This is a genomic window from Salinimicrobium sp. TIG7-5_MAKvit (genome assembly GCF_049569215.1).
In the GTDB taxonomy this organism is placed as follows: Bacteria; Bacteroidota; Bacteroidia; order Flavobacteriales; family Flavobacteriaceae; genus Salinimicrobium; species Salinimicrobium profundisediminis.
Genome location: NZ_CP145903.1, coordinates 1,516,039 through 1,541,885, shown reverse-complemented (window position 1 = coordinate 1,541,885; position 25,847 = coordinate 1,516,039). Strand labels below are relative to the sequence as shown.

The window sequence follows — 25,847 nt, the reverse complement described above, 5'->3', positions numbered from 1 at the left end:
CTGGGGCTAATATTTAAAGTTGAGCATCACGCTCAAGCGATTGCCGTCGCCGCCGTGGTAAAGTCCAATATTTCCGGTCACCGCAAGGCCGGCACTTATCCACACAGAGCCTCCGTAGTTGCTATGCCATTGTTGGGAATCTTCCCCGGGAATCCACACCCTTCCATAATCAAAACCTGTCGTCACTCCATAAACAAAGGGAATAAATTTATTTTCCCATACGCCCAAAGCAGATCGCACATCGGTACTGTGATAGAAAGCCTCTTTTCCATTAAAACGGTGATTGCGATATCCGCGTAAGCTATGATTACCACCTATTGTGGCAGCGTGATAGATCTCATAATCTTCCCCAAAATTCATCTGGCCTCCCAGTTTTGTGGCAAATATCATGTAGCCATTTGCAGTTATGGGATAATTAAAGGAAACCGAAGGTTTCACATAACCAAACTCATTTTTCGCCTCATCTATGCTTTTTTTATAGCCAGTAGTAAGACGTAAATCGGACCCCATACTTGGAAAGGCCCTGGTGTTTTTGCTGTAGAACCGGTAATTGGCTTCGGCACCTGCGTAAAATTGCTGGTCAAAAATGTCATTTTTGGGCGTTAATATTTCTCCGAGGTAAGACGAAGCTTCATATTCCACTTTGTAAGATTCAAGCATGGTTCTCACATCAAATACGCTGCCTGTGTCATTCCGCCAAATAAGTGCAGGTGAAAAATGCCATTTTTGGATCTTCAGCCTGTTGTAATCCCTGTCAACTTCATCTTTATCGTAAAAAGTCTCACTCCCGGAGCCAAAATAATTCATTTCATAGTTGGGGCTGGTATAGCGGGCGGTAAGACCAAAATTCCAGTTGTAAAACAGGTGCGCAAACTCACCATTATAGCTTACGGCAAAGCCATTGCTAGCAAAATAGTAGTTGGCGAGGAGTTCGTGCCGGGCCTGAAAAGGATTATCTACCAGCCCATATTTTGTCCAGATGGTTTTGGCGCCGAGGGTAAATCCTGCATCAGATTCAAAATTCACATAGGGTAAAGCTCTAAAAATGCTGTACTTGAATTTTTTATAGTTGAAGTTGTTGATCTTGTAAGAATCGACCAGGAGCTTTCGGGAGCCGGGTTGTAAAATGTCATTTTTGGAACTTTTAAAGTCGTAGAGCTTTATTTTTTTCTTATTCTGAAAATTGTAAGTGTCTTTACCCGGGCCACCCAGCACCTTGATGTTTATGAGGTCATCTCCGGTTCCTGAAGTGGTAAAACTGTCGTCACCCGCCATTCCGTAGATCCAGATGTCTTTAGTTTCGCCTGAAGTATAGGTGTGTTTAAAGATCTCTTCACCTTCGCTCTTCTGGATAATTTCTGTCTCGCCGTTGCTTTTCCTTATAATCTCAAAGGCTTCATCTTCGTCTGTACCTGTAATGATCTTAAATTCCTGGATGTGCTCGTAATAGTCGCGGGCAATGCGCATCAGGTTTTCCCTGCGACCCTTCAGGTTATGTTTAATTTCTTCAATAGTTTGGTCTTGTGCTTCCGCAGGTAATTCAGCAAAAGCATTTTCAATTTCTTCATCGGTTATAGCATTTTGAATGAGCCTAACCTGCTCTTCCCATTTTTCCCAGTTAGTTTGGTAAAGTATCTGGAGATCTAGCGGGTAACCAGACCAGTTGAACCATTTAATACTGTCAATATCTTCATCATAGGTCTGCATTTTTCTAAGCCTTGGTTCTGCCAGTTTTATCAACCTAATGAGTGGCCCGTCGTATTTGGAAAAAGCCTGGTCCCGGTCCCGGGGAATGGGCGTGTAAATTTTTCCGGTTTCATCTTCATATTCGGCCCAGCGCCAGTTGTCCTGGTGGCGGTCCCAATCGCCAATCAACATATCAAAGAGCCGGGCCTTGAGGTACTCATTTTCATCAACGCTGGCCTGCGGGTCTTCCCGAAGTTCTTCCAGGAGATCAAAGCTGCTTAAAATATCCTGTGGTTTCTCAAATTGCGCAAAAGATTTGTTCTCACTGCCCGCATGCGCCTGTAGCTCGTAAAGCTCATTGCCGTATTCATCGTTGTGGATCTCCAGAGCAGGTTGGCGTGGCACGTAAAAGATTTGGGGTTTTATATGCGGCAGGTCAAGAGCTTCAGCAAAATTATCGAGTGCAAATTTTGCGTAAGGCTGCGAAGTGGTAAAATAATCGAGGACCAGGCGATACGGATAGGTATTATCTACCCGGTCGCCAATAAAAGTAGTGGGCGCCAAATCGGCCTGTATGTAGCGGGACGCACTCTTTCTAAGCGCCCGTAAGGTGTATTCATTGTCATCTTCATTAATAAACCTGATAGAGCGTGACTGCTGCCCGCCGCCTTCTTTTATTGGGGTGAGTCCACCGTAAACCGTGTCCAGAAGCAAGACCGGGACTTCAATTTTGGTATTGTAAACATTGCGGTAACGATCTCCCCAAAGGAACCTGTAAAAGCTGCTTTTCTGAGTTTCTTCGGAAGTATAAATGGAAGCCGAAAGCGTATTTCCCAGGTTTTTCCACGCTGCCCCTTCCAATTCTATCTTTGTATTTCTTTCCTGCGGAATTTTTTTACTGAAAAGCATTTCTTCCCCTGAAGGTTTCACGCTGAAAAAATCTACTCTTGAACTGCCATTTTTGAATACTGTGAGTTTGGCGTATCCGGGTTCTTCTGAAGTAAAAAGAGCATCTCCGGTAGTTTTTGCAGGTGCTGTAGCAGCAGCAGTGGCACTAAGGATTTGCGGATTCCTGCCGTTGTGCAAATACTGAAGGTTGGCATCGTTTCCCGAAACAAAAATGACATCGTCAAATTGGCTGGCAAGGGTTTCCAGCCTTTTCCTGAATTCACGGTAAAGCGGATTTTGAAAATCCTGCCGGGAAAAAGGGAAAATCCTGTTGAAAGCACCTGGTGTTGAGGCAGTGAGTACGGGATGATGGACTGCGACGATCTTTACCTTTCCAAAATTGTCTTTTAAGGCATCTTTTACCTCTGTAAAGAACCGTTCTTTTGTGCGTATGTCACACTCTACATTGTAATCACTACTGCGGTCCCAGTCTTGCAGGTACCATTGTGAATCTACGGTTATTAAGGCTACTTCATCATTAATTTCTATGTCTTCAACAGGGCAACCATCATTGGGAAGAAACTTCCCGTTGCTATTGTCCTGCAAGAAACTTTCCAGGTCATCAAGGCTTTGTGGTGACCCTGGTGCCCACTCATTTATTCCCGGTGTAAAAATGATATTTCCGTTGAAATTATCGAGCGGTTCCAGGAGGTTCTTCCGAAGAAATTCTTTGGTCTGCTGTCTTTTTTGCTCTGCTTTTGGGAATCCATGTGACGGGGTAATGTTTCCGGGAAGAAGAATTGACGCAGAAACATCATTTTGAGAGGCCTTTACCACATTTTCAAATAGTGGTAGCGTTGCCATTTTTGCACCGGGCCCTGTGTTAGATAATATATAAAAAACCCGGCTTACAGCCGCGGTATCGGGTTTTTGTTCCTGTGCAAGAGCAGAAAATGAACAAATAACCAAAAGGAAAGTATACATGCAAAGCAATCTCAAAAAGAGATGAGGAGATGCCATTTTATGGATCATGAAAATTACGGGTTTACGGATTCTGTTTTAAAATAAGGGCAGTAGTTCACCTAAAGCTTCAATTTCGAAAAAAATCTGCCCACTCTGTTGATATTTAACCCCTTTATAACAGATGTAGAGGTTTTTACAAAAAGAATTCTTAACCTCCAGGTCTCAAAAATGACAAATTCACCTTACCTTTTTAAAAAACAATTTTTCTTTAGGAAGGGTTGAAGTACAGGAACAGTAAGAGCTGAATTAATGTCTGGAGGATAAATAACAACGTGTCCCAGACTAAAACTGTAGAGGGCGATGTAGAGCCTTTAAAATGAGCTCTAAAAATTTCCTTAGACCCAAAATGAGGTTATATTTGTTTGAATGAACCCGCGACTTCTTGTGAAAACTAATTTCCATCTCCTGATCCTCCTTTTTTTGAGTCTGATAGTAAAGGGGCAGGAATTACCACCTATCACCAATTATTCGCCAGGGGAATATGGTGGCGGGAACCAAAACTGGATGATCTCCCAGGGGCCAGATAAAAAGATATATGTAGCCAATAACGCCGGATTACTCCAGTTTGACGGAGAGCACTGGAACTTATACAAAGTTCCCGGAGAGACAGCCGTACGCTCGGTGCTGGCCTCGTCTCGCAACATTTATACCGGGGCTTATATGGAATTTGGGTACTGGCAACAACAGGAAAACGGAAGACTTAAGTATCACTCTCTTAAAGATGCTGTTGGAGGGGAATTGATGGATGGTGAACTGTTTTGGGATATAAAGGAAGTTGGGAATCATGTGATTTTTCAAAGTCACCAACGCCTGTACAGCTATAACAAGGAAACGAGAAAGGTAATGGGCATAGTTACCGAAGATAATATTTCGAACCTTTTTAAGGTGCAGGATAAAATATATTACCAGGTTGCCGAAAAAGGGCTTTTTGTTGTTGAAGATGGAATTGGGAGGAATTTGGTAGACAATGAAACCATCAGGAATAAATCGATTATTGCCCTGTTTCCATACGTTGGCGATAAAATTCTTTCAGTAACGCGTGATGATGGGCTATTTGTTATTTCTGACAATTCCTTGGAAGCATTTCCGGTAGAAGGTTATCCAATTTCCGAAAGCTTCTTTTCAGCGCTGTACCTCCAGGATGGCTCTTTAGCTTTGGGTAGTATTGGCGATGGACTGTATATTCTCAATCTTGAAGGAAAGTTGGAATACCACTTGTCTCAACCCTCTCTTCTGAATAATACCATATTGGCTGTTATGGAAGATGAAGAAGGTAATGTTTGGGGCGGATTGGATAACGGGATTGCAGTAATTAATAAGCAGAGCCCTTTCCGGATTTTCGTTGATACTTTTGGAAAGATAGGTACCGTCTATTGCAGTGTGGAAGTTGATGGTATCATGTACCTGGGAACCAATCAGGGGCTGTACTATAAAAATGCTAACTCTAATGAAGCATATCAGCTAATCCCGGGTACTACAGGGCAGGTATGGAGCTTAAATTATCTGGATGGTCAGCTTTATGCCGGCCATGACCGGGGAACTTTCAGAATTGAAGGAACAAGGGCAATACACATATGGGACGGGCTTGGAACCTGGACCATGGGAGAAATTGGTGCAGGAATTATTCAGGGGCACTACAACGGCTTAAGTTACTTTGAAGATAATGCTCTAAATGAAGAAGCAGATTATTTAGATGACTTTGACCTTTCTGTGCAGCACATGATAATAGAGAACGACTCAACCTTGTGGATGAGCCATTTTCATAGAGGTATCTTTCGTGTGAAACTCAATAAGGCTTATTCGGAAGTTGAGGCTATGGAAAATTTTGGGATTTCGGGAAAATCAGGTCTCGGACCTCAAATTTTCAGGTTTGAAAACCAAATTTACTTTTCTACAGAAGATTCGGTTTACAAGTATAAAAACGATTTGAATGAATTTACTTCAGAAAACGATCTTAATAGAATTAGTAGTACAACCAACAGAATAAGTGGAGCTTCCCGGGTACTGGACGACGGTAGCTGGTGGACTTTTGGAGAAGACAACCTGTATTACGTAAACAGGGATCCCTTTGAACAAAAACTTGTTGCCCAAAAAGTTCCCCTGCCATTAGAAAACAGGATTATTACCAAGGGGTTTGAAAATATTTCATTGATAGGTAAAAACCGCTACCTGGTAGGATCTAACGGAGGTTACATAGAATTTTCCCTGCCTGTAGACAACATACCATCGGGAGAGCTCATGCTTAATGCGGTTAGCACGTCTTCCAAAAGAGAGAATTTCACTTATCAGCAGTTGGGGGATAGTAAACTGGAACTGGAAAGCGAGGTAAATAACATTCGGTTTGTCTATAGCATTCCGGCGTACCAGAGCTTATCCAGGGCCGAATACAGTTATCGCCTTCTCAATTATTCCTCTGCCTGGTCGCAGTGGGACCAAAGTGGTATTGCCAGTTTTGAAAATCTCCCGGCAGGGAGCTACACCTTTGAGGTAAAAGGAAGGATAAATGACCGGGATACTCAAACCCTTAGCTATAAATTCACTATTGCGAAACCCTGGTTTTACAGCAATTTAGCCGTTGTTGTTTACCTGTTGCTTTTTATTCTTGGGCTGGTGGTGATTCACTACACTTATAACCGGAGACATAAAAAGATCATAGAAGAAAGGGAGAGGAACCTCAAGTTGAAGAATCTTGAGGCAGAACAGGAGATCATAAGGCTGCAAAAAGAGCATTTAGAAAAGGACATGCAGGAAAAGAACAGTCAGCTGGCAGCTTCTACTATGTCTATTATAAAGAAGAATGAACTTCTTTCCTCCCTAAAAGCCGATCTTAAGGAAGCCGACAATCCACAAGTGAAAAAGGTGATAAGAACAATTGATCGGGAGTTGAGGGAAGAAGATAACTGGAAGATGTTCAAGGAAGCTTTTAAAAATGCAGATAAAGAATTTTTTGATAAGATTAAAAGCAAACACCCCGAGTTAACTTCCAATGATCTTCGACTTTGTGCTTATTTGCGATTAAACCTTTCTTCTAAAGAAATTGCACCCCTGGTAAATATTTCAGTAAAGAGTGTAGAGATTAAGCGATATCGTTTGAGGAAGAAGATGGATTTGCCGCGCGCGACGAATTTAACAGACTATATTATGAATTTATAGCCTTAACATGATCATTAATTACCTCTACAACACCTCTACATTTTTGACAAAATCCTGATTTTCTTTTCTTTTGTGCCTATCCGTAATTTAAGGTTTTTCTGTTTCAACCGTGATTTTCTCTATTGTTTTCGCATCTATACATTGATCTTTTTAAGGTTGTAGGTTTTTTGTAAAGGCACTTTATGTTTTTATTATTCTTTTCTTAATAAATTAGTAACATAACTTTAACAAGTCTTTTTTTGATGCTGTCATAATTGAGAGCTATGGAGATTCAGATTATCATAATCCGAAATCGATTTCGATTTGGAATTACATTTTTCTCCAGATTTTTAAAATGCACTAACAACTAAAATTAACAATCAATGAAAATCAAAAATTACTTAATGATGTTATTTCTTTTCGTGGTAGGTTCTGTCTGGGCCCAAACGGAGGTAATAACCGGTACTGTGGTTGATGAGTCGGGTATCCCTTTACCTGGGGCCAATGTTATTATTGAGGGGACCTCCACTGGTACACTCACCGATTTTGACGGAAACTTTTCTATTGAAGCAGCCCGGGGTGACGTTCTGCTTATTTCTTATGTTGGTTATGAGACACAAGAAGTAATTGTAGGAGATGCGAACGAAGTTCTAATTACTTTAATGCTAGATGCTGCAGCTTTGGATGAAGTTGTGGTGGTAGGTTATGGTACCCAAAAGAGTGCATTAGTCACAGGGGCCACCAGTAATGTTGAAGGAGAAGATATTGCTGCTCTTAATCCCGGTACGGCCATGGAAGCACTTCAGGGTGTCGTTGCAGGGGTTAGTGTAACAAGGAATAGTGGGGCTCCAGGAGCCGGAACAAGGATCACGATTCGTGGTTTGGGAACTATAGGAAATTCAGATCCTTTGTACATAGTTGATGGTGTTGCTGTAGGTAATATAGATTATTTGAACCCTTCAGATATCGGATCTATAAATGTGTTAAAAGATGCGGCATCAGCGGCCATTTATGGGTCACGGGCAGCAAACGGTGTTGTTTTGGTAACTACTGTAAAAGGACGCAGAAACAGAGCTGCACAAATTAGTTACGACACCTATTATGGTATTCAGAACATATACAAAAATTTAGATCCTTTAAATGCGCAGGAGTATATGTACATTATGGATGAAGGACGGGTTAATGATGGACTGGCACCAACTAACTGGCAAGCCCTTCTTCAAAATAATAGTTGGTTAGAGAAAAATTACCCTGGGCTGGGAACACAGTTAGGTCAGGAAATTTGGGATAACCTTCAAAACGGTTGGGAAGGAACCAACTGGATAGATGAAATGACACAGGAAGATGCACCTGTTAGGAGCCACGCAATAAACATAACCGGAGGTAGCGAGGATATCATCTATTCTATAGGAGCTTCATATTTAAACCAGGAAGGTATGATAGGTGGTAATATTACCGATGCAGGATTCAAAAGATTTACAGCAAGATTGAATACTGAAATGGTGTTAAAAAAGAATGCTGATCACGCTATTATTACAATAGGTGAAAACTTTACTTATACCAACACAGAAAACAGAAGTGTCGCAGCCGGGAATATTTATTATAACGATTTGCACAATGCCCTGGTTCAAAATCCTTTAATGCCTGCATACTGGCAGCCGGCAATTGATAATAATATCAATGAATTTGGTTTTACACCAACCTTAGACGGTATAAGTACTAATCAAACCAATCCTTTAGCCGTCATGTATTATCGTCATAATTATAACTACGGAAAGGGGAATAATATTACCGGGAATGTATTTTTAGAGATAGAACCAATAATGGATTTGAAATTTAGATCATCTTATGGTACTAATGCGTGGTTTGGGCATAATAGATCAATGAATCCTACTTATCATTTAGGTGTGCTTTATCAGGATGAGGTGGATGGTGCTGAACAAAGTCAGTACTTTGGGAATGACTGGACATGGTCAAATACTCTGTCATACGATTTTCGTATAGGTGATCATGAATTAAATGCTTTAGTTGGTACAGAATTACTTCAAAACCAGATCAATAATGAAGTAGGAGGGTCAAGGAACAATCTTTTATTTCCCGGAAATCCTAAATACGCTTATGTAAATAACACTAAGAACCCGGAAAGTATCAGCGATATAAATGCCTGGGCTGCAGACTGGGCTGCCGGTGGAGGTGGTTTAATGTCTTACATGGCTAGAGCCCAATACAATTATAGAGAAAAGTATCTTTTTAATGCAACAGTACGTGTTGATGGATCTTCAAACTTTGCAGAAGGTAACAGGTGGGGAACTTTCCCTTCAGTATCTGCAGGTTGGGTATTGACAGAAGAAGATTTTATGACAGATACTTCAGACGTTATTAATTTTGCAAAACTAAGAGCGAGTTGGGGACAAAACGGAAACCAGTCAATCCCTAATTTCATTTACTCCTCACAAATTGCATATGTCTTCCCGGGATATTTCTTTGGGGACACAAAACCAGTTTCAGGTGTAACAGCTTATCCAGAAAGAGTTACAAATCCTGATGTTACCTGGGAAACTTCAGAACAGTTAAACTTTGGTTTAGATGCCCGAATGTTTAATTCGAGACTTGGTTTAACTTTTGATTGGTATAAAAAAACTACCAAAGACTGGCTCTTAGAAGCACCTATTCAAGGAACTTCTGGAGCAGCTGCACCATTTATTAATGGAGGTGATATTCAAAACTCAGGTATTGAACTCGTTATAAACTGGAATGATAGTTTTGGTGATTTCAATTATGGTGTTACTTTGACTAGTACACATAATAAAAATGAAGTTACAAGAATAGCCAATGCAGAAGGTATAATTCACGGTCCAAGCCATGTTCTATCACAGGGAACTTCATCTATTTCGAGAGTTCAGGTGGGGCAACCAATAGGTGTATTCTATGGATACCAGGCCGATGGAATTTTACAAAACCAGGATGAAGTTGATGCCTATGTTGGCCCCAATGGCGATCCTTATTTTAATGATCAGCGCCCGGGTGATGTCCGTTTTGTAGATCAAAACCAGGACGGTGTAATTGATGAGCAGGATAAGACCTTCCTGGGAGATCCTAATCCAGATTTTGAAGCAGGTATTCAATTAAATGTAGAGTATAAAGGAATTTACGCCAATGCCACTCTTTCAGGAAAATTTGGAATGCAGGTAATGCAATCATATCGTTCTTTTTCCGATCAATTTACTCAGAACTATACAACCTCTATTTTTGACCGTTGGCATGGTGAAGGTACTTCGAATACACTTCCACGACTAAGTTATACTTCAAACAGAAATACTCAGTTTATTTCTGATATCTTCATGCATGATGCAGATTATTTAAGAATTAATAACTTAACTGTAGGATATGATTTCGGGAATATGTTTGAATCTATGGCGATAAAAAACCTTAATGCATATGTTTCAGTAAATAACTTATACACGTTCACAAGTTATGACGGAATGGATCCAGAGGTAAGGTTTGGGCATGATGCCAGTTGGGCTTCAGGTATAGATCTTGGATTGTATCCACAGGCAAGAACAGTAATGTTTGGTTTGGGTGTTGACTTTTAATTTTAAAAAATAGAATTATGAAAAAAATAAAATATTTTATTGTTCTCTCAACCCTGCTTATGGCTGTGGGGTGTGAGGATTATTTGGATACAGATAATATCTACGGAAAAAGTTTGGAGACTTATTATAGCACTCCTACCGATATTGAGGAGGCTATGGCCGGTGTTTACAATGCATTATATGTTGTTACCCCAGAGGGTAGTGAACCAATTGCAGCAAACCTAATGTCTGATATGATGTTAGGCGGGGGTGGTCCAGATGATGCAGCGGCTAAAAGGATTGATAATTTTATTGACCCTGCAGAAGACACTTATCGCGATACCTGGGTTCAATCTTACAATGGTATTGCAAGAACCAATGCTATTATTGAAAAAACAGTTGATGCCGATTTTTCTTCATTTTTTAGTAGCCCCGAGGAAGCGCAGCAATTCAAAAATCAAGCAATAGGGGAAGCCTATTTTATGAGGGCATTCTACTATTTTAGATTGGCAAAATTCTTTGGTGGTGTACCTCTAATAACTACTATTGTAGGCCCTAAAGATCTGCCGAGAGCGGGGTATACAGAAACTTTTGCACAAATAGCTTCTGATCTGAAGATGGCTATTGAAACTTTACCTGATACTCCTTTCCCAACTATTCCTACAGCCAGTTATGGACATGCAAATAAATGGGTTGCAGAAGCTTATATGGGCCGTGTATATTTATTTTATACAGGATATATGACCCACATGAACGAAACCTCAACTAATGAATTGCCTTTAGTTGATGGAGGATCTTTGGGTGCTTCAGAGGTCGCTGCTTATTTAGAAGATGTTATCAATAACAGTGGCTATGCATTGGCTTCAGATTTCAGAAACCTTTGGCCATACTCCTATGTAAATATAGCTGCAGGAGCACCTGTTTTGCCCTGGGCTGCAGAAGAGAATTTGGAGTGGGTAGGTCAGGATGGAGCTAACCCAACTTTTGGTACAGGAAATTATGAGACTATGTTTGCACAAAGATTTTCCTTTGGTGACTGGGGATGGGATAATGGGAATATATATACAAACAGGTTAACCCTATATGGTTCTATACGTGGCCAGTCTTTAGTTCCTTTTGGAGAAGGTTGGGGCTGGATGACTGTAAACCCACAGTTGTGGAGCAATTGGGATGATGATGACCCAAGAAAAGTAGGTTCTATTTTGGAAGTAGGAAATCCTGATCAGGGAACCGAAGGTTGGTCTGCTCCTGGTAATCAAGAGCATGGAACTGGATTGTACAATAAGAAATATACAGCTTTACAGTATCCAAATGAGGAAGGTACTGTACAGGGGATGTTTGTGCAATTGTATAATTGGGGTAACGCAGATTATCAATTAATGCATGCGCAGGATTTTATCTTCATGCGTTATGCTGATGTGTTATTGATGCATTCCGAAATCACTGGTACTGCAGAAGGAATGAATGCGGTGCGTGCCAGAGCAGGATTGGATCCAGTAGGTTACTCTTTAGAAGCTTTAAAACAAGAACGTTTGCACGAATTTGCCTTTGAAGGTCTTCGTTGGTTTGATCTAGTACGATGGGGAGATGTTGAGTCAGCATTTAATTATACCCTCAACGTAAACAATTCGGGAACACCTGCTACTTATCAGGTTAACTATAGACCTGAAACCAAAGGTTTGGTTCCAATACCAGAAACTGAAATTAGATTATCTAATGGTGTTTATGAACAAAATCCGGGTTGGTAGAATACATTATAAATATTAAAATATAAAGAGATGAAAATTAATAAAATAGGCATTCTGTTTATTGCTGCTTTTGTTCTGTTATTCTCGGGGTGCGAACCAGAAGTAGATGAACAAGAGTTGCATAACACGGCCAGTGTTGAAGGTGTAGAATTAGTAGCTTCTCAAAGTACTACGGGAGGTAATAAAATTACATTAGAAATGGTGACACCCGGTGTTACCGGATATTGGAACTATAACCTGGGGAAAGCTCTTACCCATGAGACGACAGTTATCTATCCTATTCCCGGAACATCTACCTTTACTTATGTAGGAACTTTGGGAAAAGAATTTTTTACAAAAACAATTGATATTCAGATAGACACTCTTGATCACAGATTAGACCAGGATTGGTATGATCTTGTTAGTGAGGAAACAGCAGCCGGTAAAACCTGGGTTTTTGATGGAGGTCCGGAACCCGATGGTGGACTTTGGTGGTTTATGTCTCCTCCTAATAGTAAAGGTGGTGCCTGGACTGCTTGGTGGAACGCTGCAGGAACCTGCTGCCCTCCCGTTGATGCTGCTGGGAAAATGAAATTTGATTTAGATGGGGCAGCTAATTTCACTTACTATGCAGATGAAACCGCCGAAGGGCAATTAGGTAGCTTTATTCTTGATGTTGCGAACCAAAAATTGATTATTAATGATAGTAAAATTTTAGGTGATGAACAAGGTAGGGGTAATCCTGCAGGTGTTTATGAGATAGTCTCTTTAACCGAAGATGAGTTGGTTCTGTATCAGCCACTCACCGCCGCAGGTGATTCTGGTTGGACCTGGGTGTTTAAACCTGAGGGATCTGAAGACTCTGGTGATTCAGATGCTGCAGGCGAATGATGAAATAAAATGTTAGCAGTTTATAATAAATAGAGTCTACTAAAACAAAAACTGCTGCCTGTTTTAAATAATGTCCTTTTCCTTTATAAAGGTCATGATTAAAAAGAGGGCAAACTTGCCCTCTTTTTAATCAAAAGGATCTATTCCAGTCTATTATGAGAATTTTTTTTAAATACTGCAATCCTATAATTTTTATAGGGTTAGGACTACTATTATCTTGTTCTAAAAGTAATGATGATGTTGATTCGCGAACGCCTGAGGTAGTAGAAATTATTCCTTCCAATCTTACGCTTGATGTCACAATAGTTGGAGCTAATGAAGATAATCCGCTTGGAGATGGATCGGGTGTAATCAAGTGTGTAGCAAAAGCTACAGATGCGATAAGATATGAATTTAAGTTTGGAAATGGAGATGTTGTCACAAATACAACCGGGACTGTAGAATACACTTATACAAAACGGGAGACGAACAGTTACACAGTCTATGTTTATGCTTACTCTAAAACAAACGATTTTGCTTCCCTCTCAAAGAAAATAGAAATTCTCGTTCAGCGTCCGGCGTTTGATAAGCTTGTTTTCTCTGATGAATTTGATATAGATGGAAATCCAGACGAAACAAAGTGGGGCTATGATATAGGTACAGGAAGTAACGGCTGGGGAAACGGAGAGAAACAATACTACACCAAAAGATCAGAAAATGTAAAAGTAGATGGAGGTGTACTAAAAATCACTGCCAAAAAAGAAGAATATCAGGGATCAAAATATACTTCGGCTCGCCTGTTAACACAGGGTAAATTTGATTTTACTTATGGCAGAGTTGAAGTTAAGGCAAAACTGCCAAAAGGGGAAGGTACCTGGCCAGCAATATGGATGTTGGGTTCAAATATTTCAACAGTGGGATGGCCTGCTTGTGGTGAGATAGACATCATGGAACATTGGGGGCATAATCATGCGACCGTTCAAAGCGCCCTACACACCCCTTCTAGTTCAGGAAACACAGTTAACCACGGAAGTCAAAAAATTGAAGATGTTTCCACGGCATTCCACGTTTATGCGGTGGAATGGGATAACTATGAAATTGTCTTTTCAGTTAATGGGAATATTCATTATACCTACAAACCGGCAAACAAAAACAGTGATACCTGGCCCTTTAATGCAAGTCAGTTTTTGATATTAAATGTTGCTATGGGTGGAAGTTGGTTCTCAATCGACCCCGACTTTGATTCATCAACTATGGAAGTTGATTACGTGAGGGTGTATCAAAACTAAAAGAACAAATAAGTTTTACAAATAACAAAATATTATATCACAGATAAGTCCCCATCTAAGAATGTTCATACTTAAGATTACTAAAATGAAAAAGCAATTACTACTTCTGGCCTGTTTGTTTCCAATATTAACAGCCACATCTCAAAATACAACTATCAAAAGTTCTATCGAAAATGTAGAAAAGAAAGTTGATTCTATTGTTTCCATCATGACCCTTGAAGAAAAAGTTGGGCAAATGGTACAATACAGCGGCACCTGGGACCTTACCGGCCCTGCAAGTGGAAATCAAAACCAGTACCGGGAAGAACAGCTAAAAAAGGGCCTTGTAGGTTCCATGCTCAACGTACTTTCTGTAGAAGCCACCTGGGAAGCCCAAAAGCTGGTCATGGAGAATTCCAGGATCAAGATTCCACTTATGTTTGGTTATGATGTGATCCATGGGTATAAAACTATTTTTCCTGTTCCGCTAGGAGAAACTGCAAGTTGGGACCTAAAGGCGATGGAAGAAACCGCACGCATCTCTGCTCTCGAAGCAGCGGCCGATGGCGTCAATTGGACTTTTGCACCTATGATAGACATTTCCCGCGATGCCCGCTGGGGGCGCATTATGGAAGGTTCCGGAGAAGATCCCTTTCTAACTTCCCGTGTGGCCGAAGCAAAGATTAGGGGCTATCAGGGTGAAGATCTTTCCAATCCTGCAACTATAGCGGCCACTGCCAAGCACTTTGCCGGATATGGTTTTGCTGAAGCAGGCCGTGATTACAACACGGTTCACGTGGGTGAAAACGAACTCCACAATACCATTTTACCTCCGTTTAAAGCTGCTGCAGCTGCAGGGGTTGCTACTTTCATGAACTCTTTTAATGATCTTGACGGCACCCCCGCAACCGGAAGTAAAATGCTTCAAAGAGACATTCTTAAGGAAGATTGGGATTGGGACGGATTCATAGTTTCAGACTGGGGTTCTATTGCCGAAATGATAAACCATGGCTTTGCTGAAGATCTTACTCATGCCGCCGAAATCGCTGTAAAAGCCGGAAGTGATATGGACATGGAAGGCGGTGCCTATGAAACCGGACTTGTCCAACTGGTTAACTCCGGAGAAGTTGATGAAGCACTAATTGATGATGCTGTAAAAAGAATTCTTCGGGTGAAATTCAAACTGGGGCTTTTCGAAGATCCTTACCGCTATTCTAACCCTCAAATGGCCCAACAGCTCAACCTGAAAGAGCATAGAGCTGTGGCAAGGGATGTGGCAAAAAAGTCAATTGTACTCCTCAAAAATGACAAAAACCTGTTGCCTATAGCCTCTTCAGTAAAGAATATCGCTGTTATAGGTCCATTGGCAGATGATAAAGACACGCCCATTGGTAACTGGAGAGCTCAGGGAGAAGCAAATTCCGCAGTTTCTATCCTCGAAGGTTTAAAAAGTGCTGTGGGTAATAATGTGAAGGTCACCTATGCCAAGGGAGCCGATCTCGGTATGGGAGAACGCACCTTCCTGAAGCCTTTAAAGATCAATACTACCGACAAATACGGATTCAAAGCTGCTATTGATGCCGCAAAAAAGGCAGATTTGGTGATCCTTGCCCTTGGTGAAGATGCGTTTCAAAGCGGCGAAGGTAGAAGTCAGGTGGAGATTGGCCTGGCTGGGGTGCAGCAGGAACTTATGCACGAAATTTACAAGGTGAATAAAAATGTGGTGCTGGTACTTCAAAACGGCAGGCCTTTAGAAATTTCATGGGCTGCAGAGAATATTCCTGCAATTGTAGTTGCATGGCAGCTTGGTACCGAAAGTGGGAACGCTATTGCCGATGTGCTCTTCGGAAGATACAATCCTTCAGCAAAACTTCCGGTGTCCTTCCCGAGAGCTGTGGGCCAGGAGCCGCTTTATTACAACCAGAAGAATACAGGTAGACCCAGTAATCCTTCCGATGTCACCTATTCAGCTTATACCGATGAAGAGAAGACGGCACTATATCCCTTTGGTTACGGCCTTAGTTACACCACTTTTGAATATGGCGATTTGACGCTTTCTTCAGAAGAAATGAATCCGCAGGAGTCATTAACGGTTACTGTGCCTGTTACCAACACGGGCAAAAAAGCCGGGAAAGAGGTAGTGCAGCTGTATTTGAGAGATATGGTGGCCAGTACCACCAGACCGGTTAAAGAGTTGAAAGGATTTGAGCTTGTGGAACTGCAACCGGGAGAAACAAAACAGGTGAGCTTTACCATTTCAAACGAATTGCTGAAATTTTACAATGTCAATAAAGAATGGGCTGCAGAACCTGGAGAATTCCAGGTAATGATAGGAGGAAATTCCATAGATCTTAAAACCGAAAGCTTCCGATTGAATTAACAAAAAGGGGTCTCTAAAATGACATTTTTGGAACCCCTTTTTTAAATACGCTACAAGATATGTACAGGAAAAATTTTAAAAATATTCTGCTGGGGATAATGATCTCTGCTGGCGGAAACCTTTTTGCACAGCATGTAGAGGTGAAAGCTAAAAAAGACACGTTGTTCTTTGATACTTTTTCTGAAAACACGCTCGATCGCCAAAAATGGAATGTGCAGGGAACCGATTTTTGGGTGAACAATGAGCAGCAGATCTATATTGATTCTTCGGCCACTGTTTTCACCGTAAAAGGCGAAAAGACAGGGGGAGTGGAAGATGCACTGGTTCTCAAAGCCCATTACAGTCCCAATTATATCAATTACAAGGGTAATGATTTTGATTTTATCTCCGGAAGGATCAATACCCAGGATAAGGTCATGTTCACTTACGGTACTGCTGCTGCGAGAATGAAGTTACCCAAAGGCGCAGGCTACTGGCCGGCTTTCTGGGCCCTTGGCGGAGGCAACTGGCCCGAAACCGGGGAGATTGACATCATGGAATACGTGGGCGAAACAGATTGGATTGGAGTTGCCCTTCATGGTCCCGGTTATTCGGGGGAAACACCCTTGGTGAACAAGTATTTTTTTCCTGAAGGAGAAGATGTCACCGATTGGCATGTTTATTCGGTAGACTGGACGCCTGAAGGTTTTTATTTTAGGGTGGATGGCAGGTTGATCTATAGGGTGACAAAACCCATGGTAGAACATTATGGAAAATGGGCTTTTGACAACCCAAAATATCTTATTCTGAATTTAGCTCTGGGTGGTGCATATCCCTACAAGACCAATGGAGTGGAAAGACCTTACAACGGTCTGCCCGCATCAACCGTAGAATTGATAAAATCCGGTGAAGCCGAAGTGCTGGTTGATTGGGTTTTAATTACGAAGTAAGCAGGTTGAATTAGCCGGAAATCCTCTTCAAAAATGTCATTTTTGAAGAGGATTTCTTATTTACGGGCATAAATAAATAAGCGAACGCCGCATCATTCATAATGTAAAATCTCAAAATGTGTTTCCCTGAAAATTCTCCGTTATCTTGCCCAGGAGAAACTGAACTTCAGATTCAGGAGAGATAGACCCATTATTTATTAAGGTATATGGACATCCAAAATTCTGAAATACGATTGCAAATGTTCTTGAATTTATTATTTCACTGTATACCGGCCCTACTGTGATGTTGGTACGACCCCGTCGGGGTCGAAAGGTCTATGCTCATCATCAATAAATATGGAATCCCTTCGGGATTCTTTTGATTGAAAAAATGTCAAAAATCCTTCAGGATTTTCTTCAACCCCATGTATGGTTCAAAAAATTGAATTTTAATTATGCTTAGCACTGCTAATTTTGTACTGACGAGCATAAGCGAGTCTTTCCCAGGAAGCTTCAGCTTCCAAAGGATCCCGAAGGGATCCAACATTTATAGAATAAATGATTGCATTCACGACCCCGAAGGGGTCGAATGTAACCAGGGATATTAAATTCCGTAGGGAATATTTCAGAAGTTACATTTACAGGAATTCTATATTAAAAAATCCAATTCCATATTTCGCAACAGAAGAGAACATGAATTTTTTAATTCAAATTCCTTCTTTCAATAAAAAACCGCTTCAGGAGTTGCGAAGCTTCCTCTTCTAAAATGCCATTTTTGACCTTCGTTTTTGGGTGAAGTTTTCCTCCCATTCTTCTGTAGCCCCTTTCAGGATCTGAGGCAGCAAACACCAAATTGGAGATCTGGCTCCAGTAAAGGGCTCCGGCACACATTTGGCACGGCTCCAAAGTCACGTACATGGTACAATCCAGCAGGTATTTTCCGCCAAGGAAGTTCGCAGCCGAGGTGATAGCCTGCATTTCGGCATGGGCTGTGACATCATTCAGCAGTTCGGTGAGATTGTGTCCGCGGGCAATGATCCTCTGTTGAGCCACAATCACAACACCTACCGGGATCTCCCCTTTTTCGTAAGCCTGCTGTGCCTCTTCAAGGGCCTTCCGCATAAAATAAACGTCGTCAAAAATTAATTGCATATTCAAAAATACAATTTCAAAATGTACCTTTGTTTTTTATGGCAAAAACTATTCTCGATACTGTTACTTCTCCTGTAGATCTTCGGAAAATTGCTCCTGAAAAGCTTCCGCAGCTGGCAGCAGAATTGCGGAAATTCATTATTGAGATCGTTGCTTCCAAAGAAGGGCATTTGGGCGCCAGTCTTGGAGTGGTAGAGCTTACTATCGCCTTACATTACATATTTGATAAACCAAAAGACCTGCTGGTATGGGATGTGGGGCACCAGGCTTATGGGCATAAGATCATTACCGGCAGAAGAGAGAATTTTCATACAAACCGACAGCTAGACGGAATCAGTGGTTTTCCCAAAAGAAGCGAGAGCGAATATGACACTTTTGGGGTAGGGCATTCATCTACCTCGATCTCGGCTGCATTGGGTATGGCGCTGGCTTCGGCTTTGAAGGGAGACAGTGAAAAACAACATATTGCCGTAATAGGAGATGCCTCTATCGCCAGCGGGATGGCTTTTGAAGGATTGAACCACGCCGGGGTCACAAACGCCAATCTTTTGATCATTCTCAATGACAACGCCATTGGAATTGATCCCAGTGTAGGTGCTTTAAAGAATTATCTTACAAAAGCGCGGGTGGGCTACAAGCCGAAGCAGGATAATATGGTCGAGGCGCTGAACTTTAAATATTTTGGCCCGGTAGACGGGCATGATCTGGAGAGTCTTTTAGAAACCCTTGAAGCGCTTAAGAAGATAAAAGGCCCCAAGTTTCTACATGTGATCACCACAAAAGGGAAAGGTCTTAAAAAAGCCGAAGAAGACCAGGTGAAATACCACGCCCCGGGTAAATTTCTTCCCGAAACAGGGGAGTTACTTCCCTATAACACCGAGAATTTACCGTTAAAGTTCCAGGATGTTTTTGGGCTGAGCCTGGTTGAACTGGCCGAAAAGAACGAGAAGATCATTGGGATCACACCTGCCATGCCAACAGGTAGTTCACTTAAGTACATGATGCAGGCTTTCCCCGATCGCGCTTTTGACGTGGGAATTGCCGAGCAACATGCCGTGACTCTTGCCGCCGGGATGGCAACACAGGGCTTTGTGGTTTTTTGTGCTATCTACTCCACTTTCCTTCAGCGGGCTTACGATCAGGTGATTCATGATGTGGCACTTCAGGATTTGCCGGTGATCTTTTGTCTCGACAGGGCCGGACTCGTGGGGGAAGATGGCGCTACTCATCATGGAAGTTTTGATATTGCTTATTTGCGCTGCATTCCTAATATGATCATCTTTGCGCCTCTTGATGAAGTAGACCTTAGAAACATGTTGTACACTGCCCAAACCGGAAAATTAAAACATCCTCTGGCCATACGATATCCCAGAGGCAGAGCTTTTGTTGAAGACTGGCAGTTGCCATTTGAGGAGATTAGCTTTGGAAAAGGTAGAAAACTGAAGGAGGGAAGTGCTATTGCGGTGCTTACTTTTGGCACTATAGGGAAGAATGCCGAAAAGGCGCTGGAAGAACTGGGACAACCTGAAACAATTGGCCACTTCGATATGCGGTTTATTAAACCTTTGGATGAAGGGCTGCTGCATGAGATCATGACTGGCTATAAAATGCTGGTTACTGTAGAAGACGGGGTAATAAAAGGCGGGGCAGGATCGGCTGTGATGGAGTTTGCCCAGCAGCACAATTATCACCTCCCAATTACCGCCCTGGGATTGCCCGATAAATTTACAGACCACGGAAAAGTGGAAGAATTACAAGAAAAATCAAAAATTGACGTTGAAAGTATTAAGGCGTGTCTTAACTCAATGCTTAGAAAATTAAAATAATGCACAAGTCCCTCATTTGCCTCACGTTTTTATTATTTGCCGCCCTTGGCTATGGTACCGAAAGAGATACCACAGCTGTTGATACAACTACAGTGGTAAATGAAAAGATCAATTACTGGAAAAAGACCAACAAAGTAGGGGTCAACCTGAATGAAGTAGCCTTTATTAACTGGAATTCGGGGGGAAACAATTCTTTTTCTGCCTTACTCCACGGTCTCTTCGGAAGAAAATACCAGAAAGAACTTTTAAACTGGAATTCGACCCTTGCAGTAAAATACGGGTTTAATGCGCAGGAAGGCAGGGAGCTTCGAAAGACAGAAGATAACCTCGAGATCAACTCCAATTTCGGGTACCGGCGCGATTCGGTTTCCAATTGGTATTATTCGGCTAAATTTACTTTTAACACCCAGCTCTCTTTCGGGTATAGATATCCCAACACCGAGACCCCAATTTCCAAATTTATGGCCCCGGGTTATGCCTTTGTGGGGGTAGGAAGTGAATATTCCTCTCCAAAAGAAGATCTCACCGTGTATATCTCCCCGGTGACCCAAAAGTCGACTTTTGTATTGGACCAGCGATTGGCAAATGAAGGTATGTTCGGGGTTTCGCCGGCTGTTAAGGACGAAGAGGGAAATATTATTGACGAAGGGGAAAAGGTGAGAACCCAGCTGGGATTCCTGGTGAGCAGCGCCTTTTCAAAAAAGATTTTTGACAATATTGATCTCAGTAATAGTTTGCGGCTGTACTCAGATTATCTCAACCAATTTGGAAATATTGATGTTGACTGGGAGCTCAATCTTGACCTGCAGGTGAATGATTACGTTAAAGCCAACGTAGGCTCACATCTCAAGTATGATGATGATGTGAAGTTTAAGCAGGATCTTGATGGAGATGGTACGTTGGAAACCGGCGGCCCCAAGGTTCAGTTTAAGCAGCTATTGGGCGTGGGAATAGTGTATTCTTTTTAAGATTGATCCAGGTCTTTTAGTTTTATCACCTTCTGAACTTCGGTTTTTCCGGCACCCGTGATCTTGAATAGGTAAACTCCGGGAGCTTCAGTGACAATATTCACATCAACGGGTTCATTTGCTTCAAGCGGTGTCTTCACAACCTGTATCAGTTTTCCCTGAATGTTGTAAATCAAGGCCTGCATGTCTTCTATATCCTCACCCGATACAATCTGATAATTTCCGCCAGAAATAGTTGGATAGACCATAATCACGTTCTCTTCAACTACCATTTCCCCGCGTTCTTCTGCTTCTTCTTTAGCTGTTTTAAATTGACCAGAGAAGATGCCGCGTCCGTAAGAAGCAGCATAGACTACATTATTGCCTTTTTTGAGATCTAAGTCGGTGACCTTTACATCACTCATCCCATTGTATGATTGCACCCATACAGGCTGGCTGCTGGTGAAATTTTCGGTAGTCCAAACTCCGAGTTCTGTTCCCACAATTACCTCGTCTTTGTTAAGCGGGTTGGGAAGAATGGAAAGTACGGGCAGGTCAGGCAGGTTTCCTTCTTTACTTGTCCAGGTAGGATTTGTGGCATTGGCGTTAGAGGTGTGCCATATGCTCTTTACCCCGTAATTATAAAAGGTAACGTAGATTTCGTCCTGGGTTTCACCGTATTCCACATCCGAAATACTTCCTAAGAATTCTGTACCGGTGATCTTCTTCCACGTAGCATTTTCAGGAGTGCCATGCGCATTTTCAACTTTAAGGAGTTTGGAATTGGTAAGCCCCAGAAGTACCGTGCTGCTTTGGGTTGAAAAAGGGGAAACGGTGAGGGCACTTATAGAACTGTCTAAAAGGGCATTTTTGAGAGAAACTTTTGGCGCGATGGGTGAATTTTGCTGAATGCCATCATCACCTAAAAGCGGAAGTTGAGTGAGGTTATCATACCTGTAGAGTACGCCTTCAGGTCCGTTTGAGAACAGGATATCCAAATTGGAATCAAGGGCCTGCGGGTTTATGAAAAATCCGTCCCTGTTCTCATTATTGGCAATAAGCGCAAAACCATCTTTGTCGTAATTGTAAAGAATAATAAGGTCGTTGTACACCAAATTGGCTATGAGGTATTCGGTGTCTACCTGGTCAAAAAAGGAATGAGCGCCATCGCCACCCAATATTCCTATAGAAGTGGGGTTTCCTCTTTCAATCAGCAGGGTTCCGTTATCCTGGGTGCCTCCCAAAAAGTAGTCGCCCGTTGCAAAAGAAGTTGGTGCCACGGCAACAGAATAAAATTGTGTGGTGATATAGTCGGTCTCGGGGGTGATGAATACTTTTGAAGTGCTTGCTGCTGAAAGATCGCTGGCAAACGAAACCCCGCCGTCATGTCCAAAGATCGCCTGATTGGTATTACCGGGCTTAAACCTCATCACATGATGGTCTGCATGGACTTCGGAAACAGGTAATTCATCAAGATTATCATTATCTGACCATTTAGAGATCTGTTCCCATGAATTACCACCGGTAGTGGACCTGAAGAGGTCTATTCCACCAACATAGACAATATCATCGTTGGTAGGATCAGATTCTATCATAAGATTATAAAAAGCCTGGCCTCTTGCAAAATCATCTGGAGGAATATCAAGATCGGCATCATTGGGTTCATTCAGCCGTGTAATATTCTGAAAAGCGTTCGTCGTAATCCAAAGCGACGCTTCTTCAAACTGGTCTTCAGCAAGAATATAAGATTTATCAGGGTTTAAGGCTGAAGCTTCTATCTCGGTGCGATAAACATTGGGAATGGTGGTCACCAGAGACCAGCTCGTATTTGCACCTTTTTCACGCCTGAAGATCTTTCCGCCAAAAGAATTCTCCACGCCCGGAGAATAGGTTGTGGAAACCCAGGCATTCCCTGCCGCATCTGTTTCAAAGTCATTAAAAGATTCCTCTTCAAGAACCTTGTTCCAGGAAGCGCCTTCGTCTTTACTTTGGTACAGGCCTCTTTCAAAAAAGCCGAGTAAATTCTGCGGATTTTGAGCGTTGGCATACAAGTGAGTCGAGACCCCAATAAAGACTTCGGTGCTGCTGCCATTATCCCAGGCTTCTATGTCATTGATGTAATAGACGCCCCCAATTGCCCGAATGTTTGTGCCGCTTCCCGATTCTGAAAAATCTTCTACATCCAGAACTTTATTCCAGGTCTGGCCCCCATCTGTGGTTTTGTAAACGCCCGTTCCCACTACGTCCCCGCCGGTATATTGTTCTCCTGTACCTGCATACCAGATATCAGAATTCCGTGGGTCGACCGTAAGGCACGATATATTCAAATTTGCGGGCAAGCCTTCTACCTGTTCCCAGGGAGAAGATTCACGGGTGATATTGTTATTGACCCACAGGCCGCCGCTTATTGCACCGGCAAACACCCGGTTGCCCGAGGCATCATTTGGGTCAAATAATAATACTCTTGTACGGCCTCCCACATTGTTGGGGCCGCGAGAGACCCATGGGTGCTGCTCACTATCTCCGGGAGCTTTGATGTAACTCCTGCTTTGCCGCTGTTTTTGAAGCTGCTCGTGCAAATCCCTTACTTTATGAGGTTCAGGATATCCCAAAGCAGGATTCATGGTGAGATACTCCATTTCCTCATAATATTTCTTTGGAGGCAGGCCTTTTTTTATTTTTTCGAGGCGTGAAAACCCCTTGTCCTTGGTGGGCTTGTTCTGCTTCAAAAAATGCTCATGTCTTTGTCTTAATTCCGAAATTTCAGAAGGTGCATTGTTCTCACAACTCAGGTAAAGTCCAAAAACGGCAGCAAATAGAACGACCGGAAGTACAAAAAGTAATCGTTTATTCATAAGGGGATAAAGGTAAATGTCTTCCGAAGAAAGCTATTCTGCAAAATACAAAAAATTAAATTTTAAGCCCTTTGAATTTTTTGAACAACGACACAATTTTACTGTCTGTAAGCGAAGAAATATAACTGCAAATTTTGATGAGCTTATCATACACCTCAAGATCTTCAAAATGATGTGCTTCGGGGATTAATTTCAGCACCAGTTTGTTATAATTTGTCTGCTTCCCGTTTTCGGGCAATAGAGCAGTGGTGTAGGTGTCCAGCAGGTGAGAAAGCATTTGGTAACCGGCAATTTCCTTGCTTATAACTTCTTCACTCTGGTAAATTTTATCAATACTTATTTTGATAATATCGCTAATCTGGGCTTCGTATTTACTCCTGTCAAAAAGGGCTTCGTGAAATTCCCCTTTTAGAATGGCATCTTCGTTGGCCATAAAGATTTCAACAGCCTCGGTGAGTAGCGTATTTATGGCCAGGGCCCTGAGATAACTCAGCCTGTCGGCACGGGTTTGCAGGTTGTGGTATTTTTTGGTGATGATCGAATCTTTCACCAGATTAATAAGATATTCGAGCGCATATTCCTCCTGAATAAGCCCCAGGTTGATGCCGTCTTCAAAATCAATGATCGTGTAGCAAATATCATCGGCCGCTTCAACAAGAAAAGCGAGAGGATGGCGGCAGTAGCTCAGGTTTTTGCCGCTGCCGGTGGAAATAAGTCCCAGTTCATTGGCTACCTCTTCAAAAAAGGCTTTTTCAGACTGAAATATTCCGAACTTCTTATCGGCTATGCGTGCGGTGGGTTTATACGGAAGAGATTCCTTCGGATATTTTATAAAAGCTCCTAAAGTAGCATAAGAAAGCCTGATGCCTCCAGGTATACCAGGTTTGTCTTCCGTTAAGATCTTAAAGCCATTGGCATTACCTTCAAATTTCGTGAGATCCTGAAATTCTTCAGCCGTTAGTTGCTCCTTAAACCTTTTTCCATTGCCATTACTGAAATATTCTCCAATTGCTTTCTCCCCCGAATGTCCAAATGGCGGATTCCCAATATCGTGAGCCAGGGCGGCAGCGGCAACAATGGCTCCAAAATCGTTCATTTGGTAGCCGTGGGTCTTTTCCAGCTGCGGATGTTTCTCCAGGATCTTTTGCCCCGCCAGCCGGCCCAAAGAACGCCCTACTACCGAAACTTCAAGGCTGTGTGTAAGGCGTGTATGTACAAAATCTGTCTTGGAAAGCGGGATTACCTGCGTTTTATCCTGTAAACTTCTAAAAGCCGAAGAAAATATGATGCGGTCGTAATCAACTTCAAATCCTAAGCGGGTCGCATTTTGTTCTTTTCTTAATCTTTTATTCGTGTCTCCTGCTTTTCTAAGCGAAAGCAGCTGCTCCCAGTTCATCATTTGATATTTATTTCAGTAAGCTTCAAAAATAAACAATGAACAATTAACAATGATCAAGAAAGTAACTATCATTTTGAAAAAGAACATGGATCGCTTCGCTTCTAGAATCAAGAGCCAAGACTTGATTCGTTTAGATAATCTAAATTTTTTTTAAAGTCTAGACTCTAGATTCTAGTTTCTAGACTCTTTTTTAATCATTTTCTCAAAACTCAAC

13 protein-coding genes are annotated in these 25,847 nt (G+C 42.0%); 9 read left to right on the top strand and 4 right to left on the bottom strand.

Features of this window, described 5'->3' with window-relative positions; all coding sequences use genetic code 11:
* Positions 1-6 precede the first annotated feature (6 nt).
* Positions 7-3,558, bottom strand: a complete 3,552-nt coding sequence (locus V5739_RS06990) for a ShlB/FhaC/HecB family hemolysin secretion/activation protein (protein ID WP_423820170.1) — start codon at positions 3,556-3,558, stop codon at positions 7-9.
* Between the two features lie 459 nt (positions 3,559-4,017).
* Between V5739_RS06990 and V5739_RS06985 the strand changes: the two genes are divergently transcribed.
* From V5739_RS06985 to V5739_RS06955, 7 genes are all read left to right on the top strand, one after another.
* Positions 4,018-6,750, top strand: coding sequence for a triple tyrosine motif-containing protein (locus V5739_RS06985; RefSeq protein WP_423820169.1), 2,733 nt, complete (start codon positions 4,018-4,020; stop codon positions 6,748-6,750).
* 362 nt (positions 6,751-7,112) lie between these two features.
* Entirely contained in the window at positions 7,113-10,322 is a 3,210-nt protein-coding gene (locus tag V5739_RS06980) for a SusC/RagA family TonB-linked outer membrane protein (RefSeq protein WP_423820168.1), read from the top strand.
* A gap of 17 nt (positions 10,323-10,339) precedes the next feature.
* Positions 10,340-12,049 (top strand): RagB/SusD family nutrient uptake outer membrane protein, encoded by a 1,710-nt coding sequence (locus V5739_RS06975; RefSeq protein WP_423820167.1) that lies wholly within the window; start codon positions 10,340-10,342, stop codon positions 12,047-12,049.
* A gap of 30 nt (positions 12,050-12,079) precedes the next feature.
* A complete protein-coding gene (locus V5739_RS06970; protein WP_266069709.1) occupies positions 12,080-12,919 on the top strand; it encodes a hypothetical protein in 840 nt (279 codons plus the stop codon).
* Between the two features lie 155 nt (positions 12,920-13,074).
* Positions 13,075-14,187 (top strand): glycoside hydrolase family 16 protein, encoded by a 1,113-nt coding sequence (locus tag V5739_RS06965; protein ID WP_423820166.1) that lies wholly within the window; start codon positions 13,075-13,077, stop codon positions 14,185-14,187.
* Between the two features lie 85 nt (positions 14,188-14,272).
* Positions 14,273-16,546, top strand: coding sequence for a beta-glucosidase BglX (bglX, locus tag V5739_RS06960; RefSeq protein ID WP_423820165.1), 2,274 nt, complete (start codon positions 14,273-14,275; stop codon positions 16,544-16,546).
* A gap of 59 nt (positions 16,547-16,605) precedes the next feature.
* Positions 16,606-17,475 (top strand): glycoside hydrolase family 16 protein, encoded by an 870-nt coding sequence (locus V5739_RS06955; RefSeq protein ID WP_423820164.1) that lies wholly within the window; start codon positions 16,606-16,608, stop codon positions 17,473-17,475.
* Positions 17,476-18,156: 681 nt separating this feature from the next.
* On the opposite strand, the gene V5739_RS06950 is transcribed toward V5739_RS06955, so the two are convergent.
* Complete coding sequence (locus V5739_RS06950; protein ID WP_266069704.1) at positions 18,157-18,606, bottom strand: nucleoside deaminase; 450 nt, start codon at positions 18,604-18,606, stop codon at positions 18,157-18,159.
* A 38-nt stretch (positions 18,607-18,644) separates the two neighbouring features.
* Here V5739_RS06950 and dxs point away from each other — a divergent pair, with 38 nt between their 5' ends.
* Positions 18,645-20,432 carry a 1-deoxy-D-xylulose-5-phosphate synthase gene (gene dxs / locus V5739_RS06945; protein WP_423820163.1) on the top strand — a complete coding sequence of 596 codons (1,788 nt, stop codon included), beginning with the start codon at positions 18,645-18,647 and terminating at the stop codon, positions 20,430-20,432.
* Positions 20,432-21,400, top strand: coding sequence for a DUF3078 domain-containing protein (locus V5739_RS06940; protein ID WP_266069702.1), 969 nt, complete (start codon positions 20,432-20,434; stop codon positions 21,398-21,400). The genes dxs and V5739_RS06940 overlap by 1 nt, the downstream gene beginning before the upstream one ends.
* On the opposite strand, the gene V5739_RS06935 is transcribed toward V5739_RS06940, so the two are convergent.
* On the bottom strand, positions 21,397-24,234 hold the full coding sequence (locus tag V5739_RS06935) for a T9SS type A sorting domain-containing protein (protein WP_423820162.1): 2,838 nt from the start codon (positions 24,232-24,234) through the stop codon (positions 21,397-21,399). The genes V5739_RS06940 and V5739_RS06935 overlap by 4 nt on opposite strands.
* 55 nt (positions 24,235-24,289) lie before the next feature.
* Positions 24,290-25,630 carry a deoxyguanosinetriphosphate triphosphohydrolase gene (locus V5739_RS06930; RefSeq protein ID WP_423820452.1) on the bottom strand — a complete coding sequence of 447 codons (1,341 nt, stop codon included), beginning with the start codon at positions 25,628-25,630 and terminating at the stop codon, positions 24,290-24,292.
* Positions 25,631-25,847: the final 217 nt, after the last annotated feature.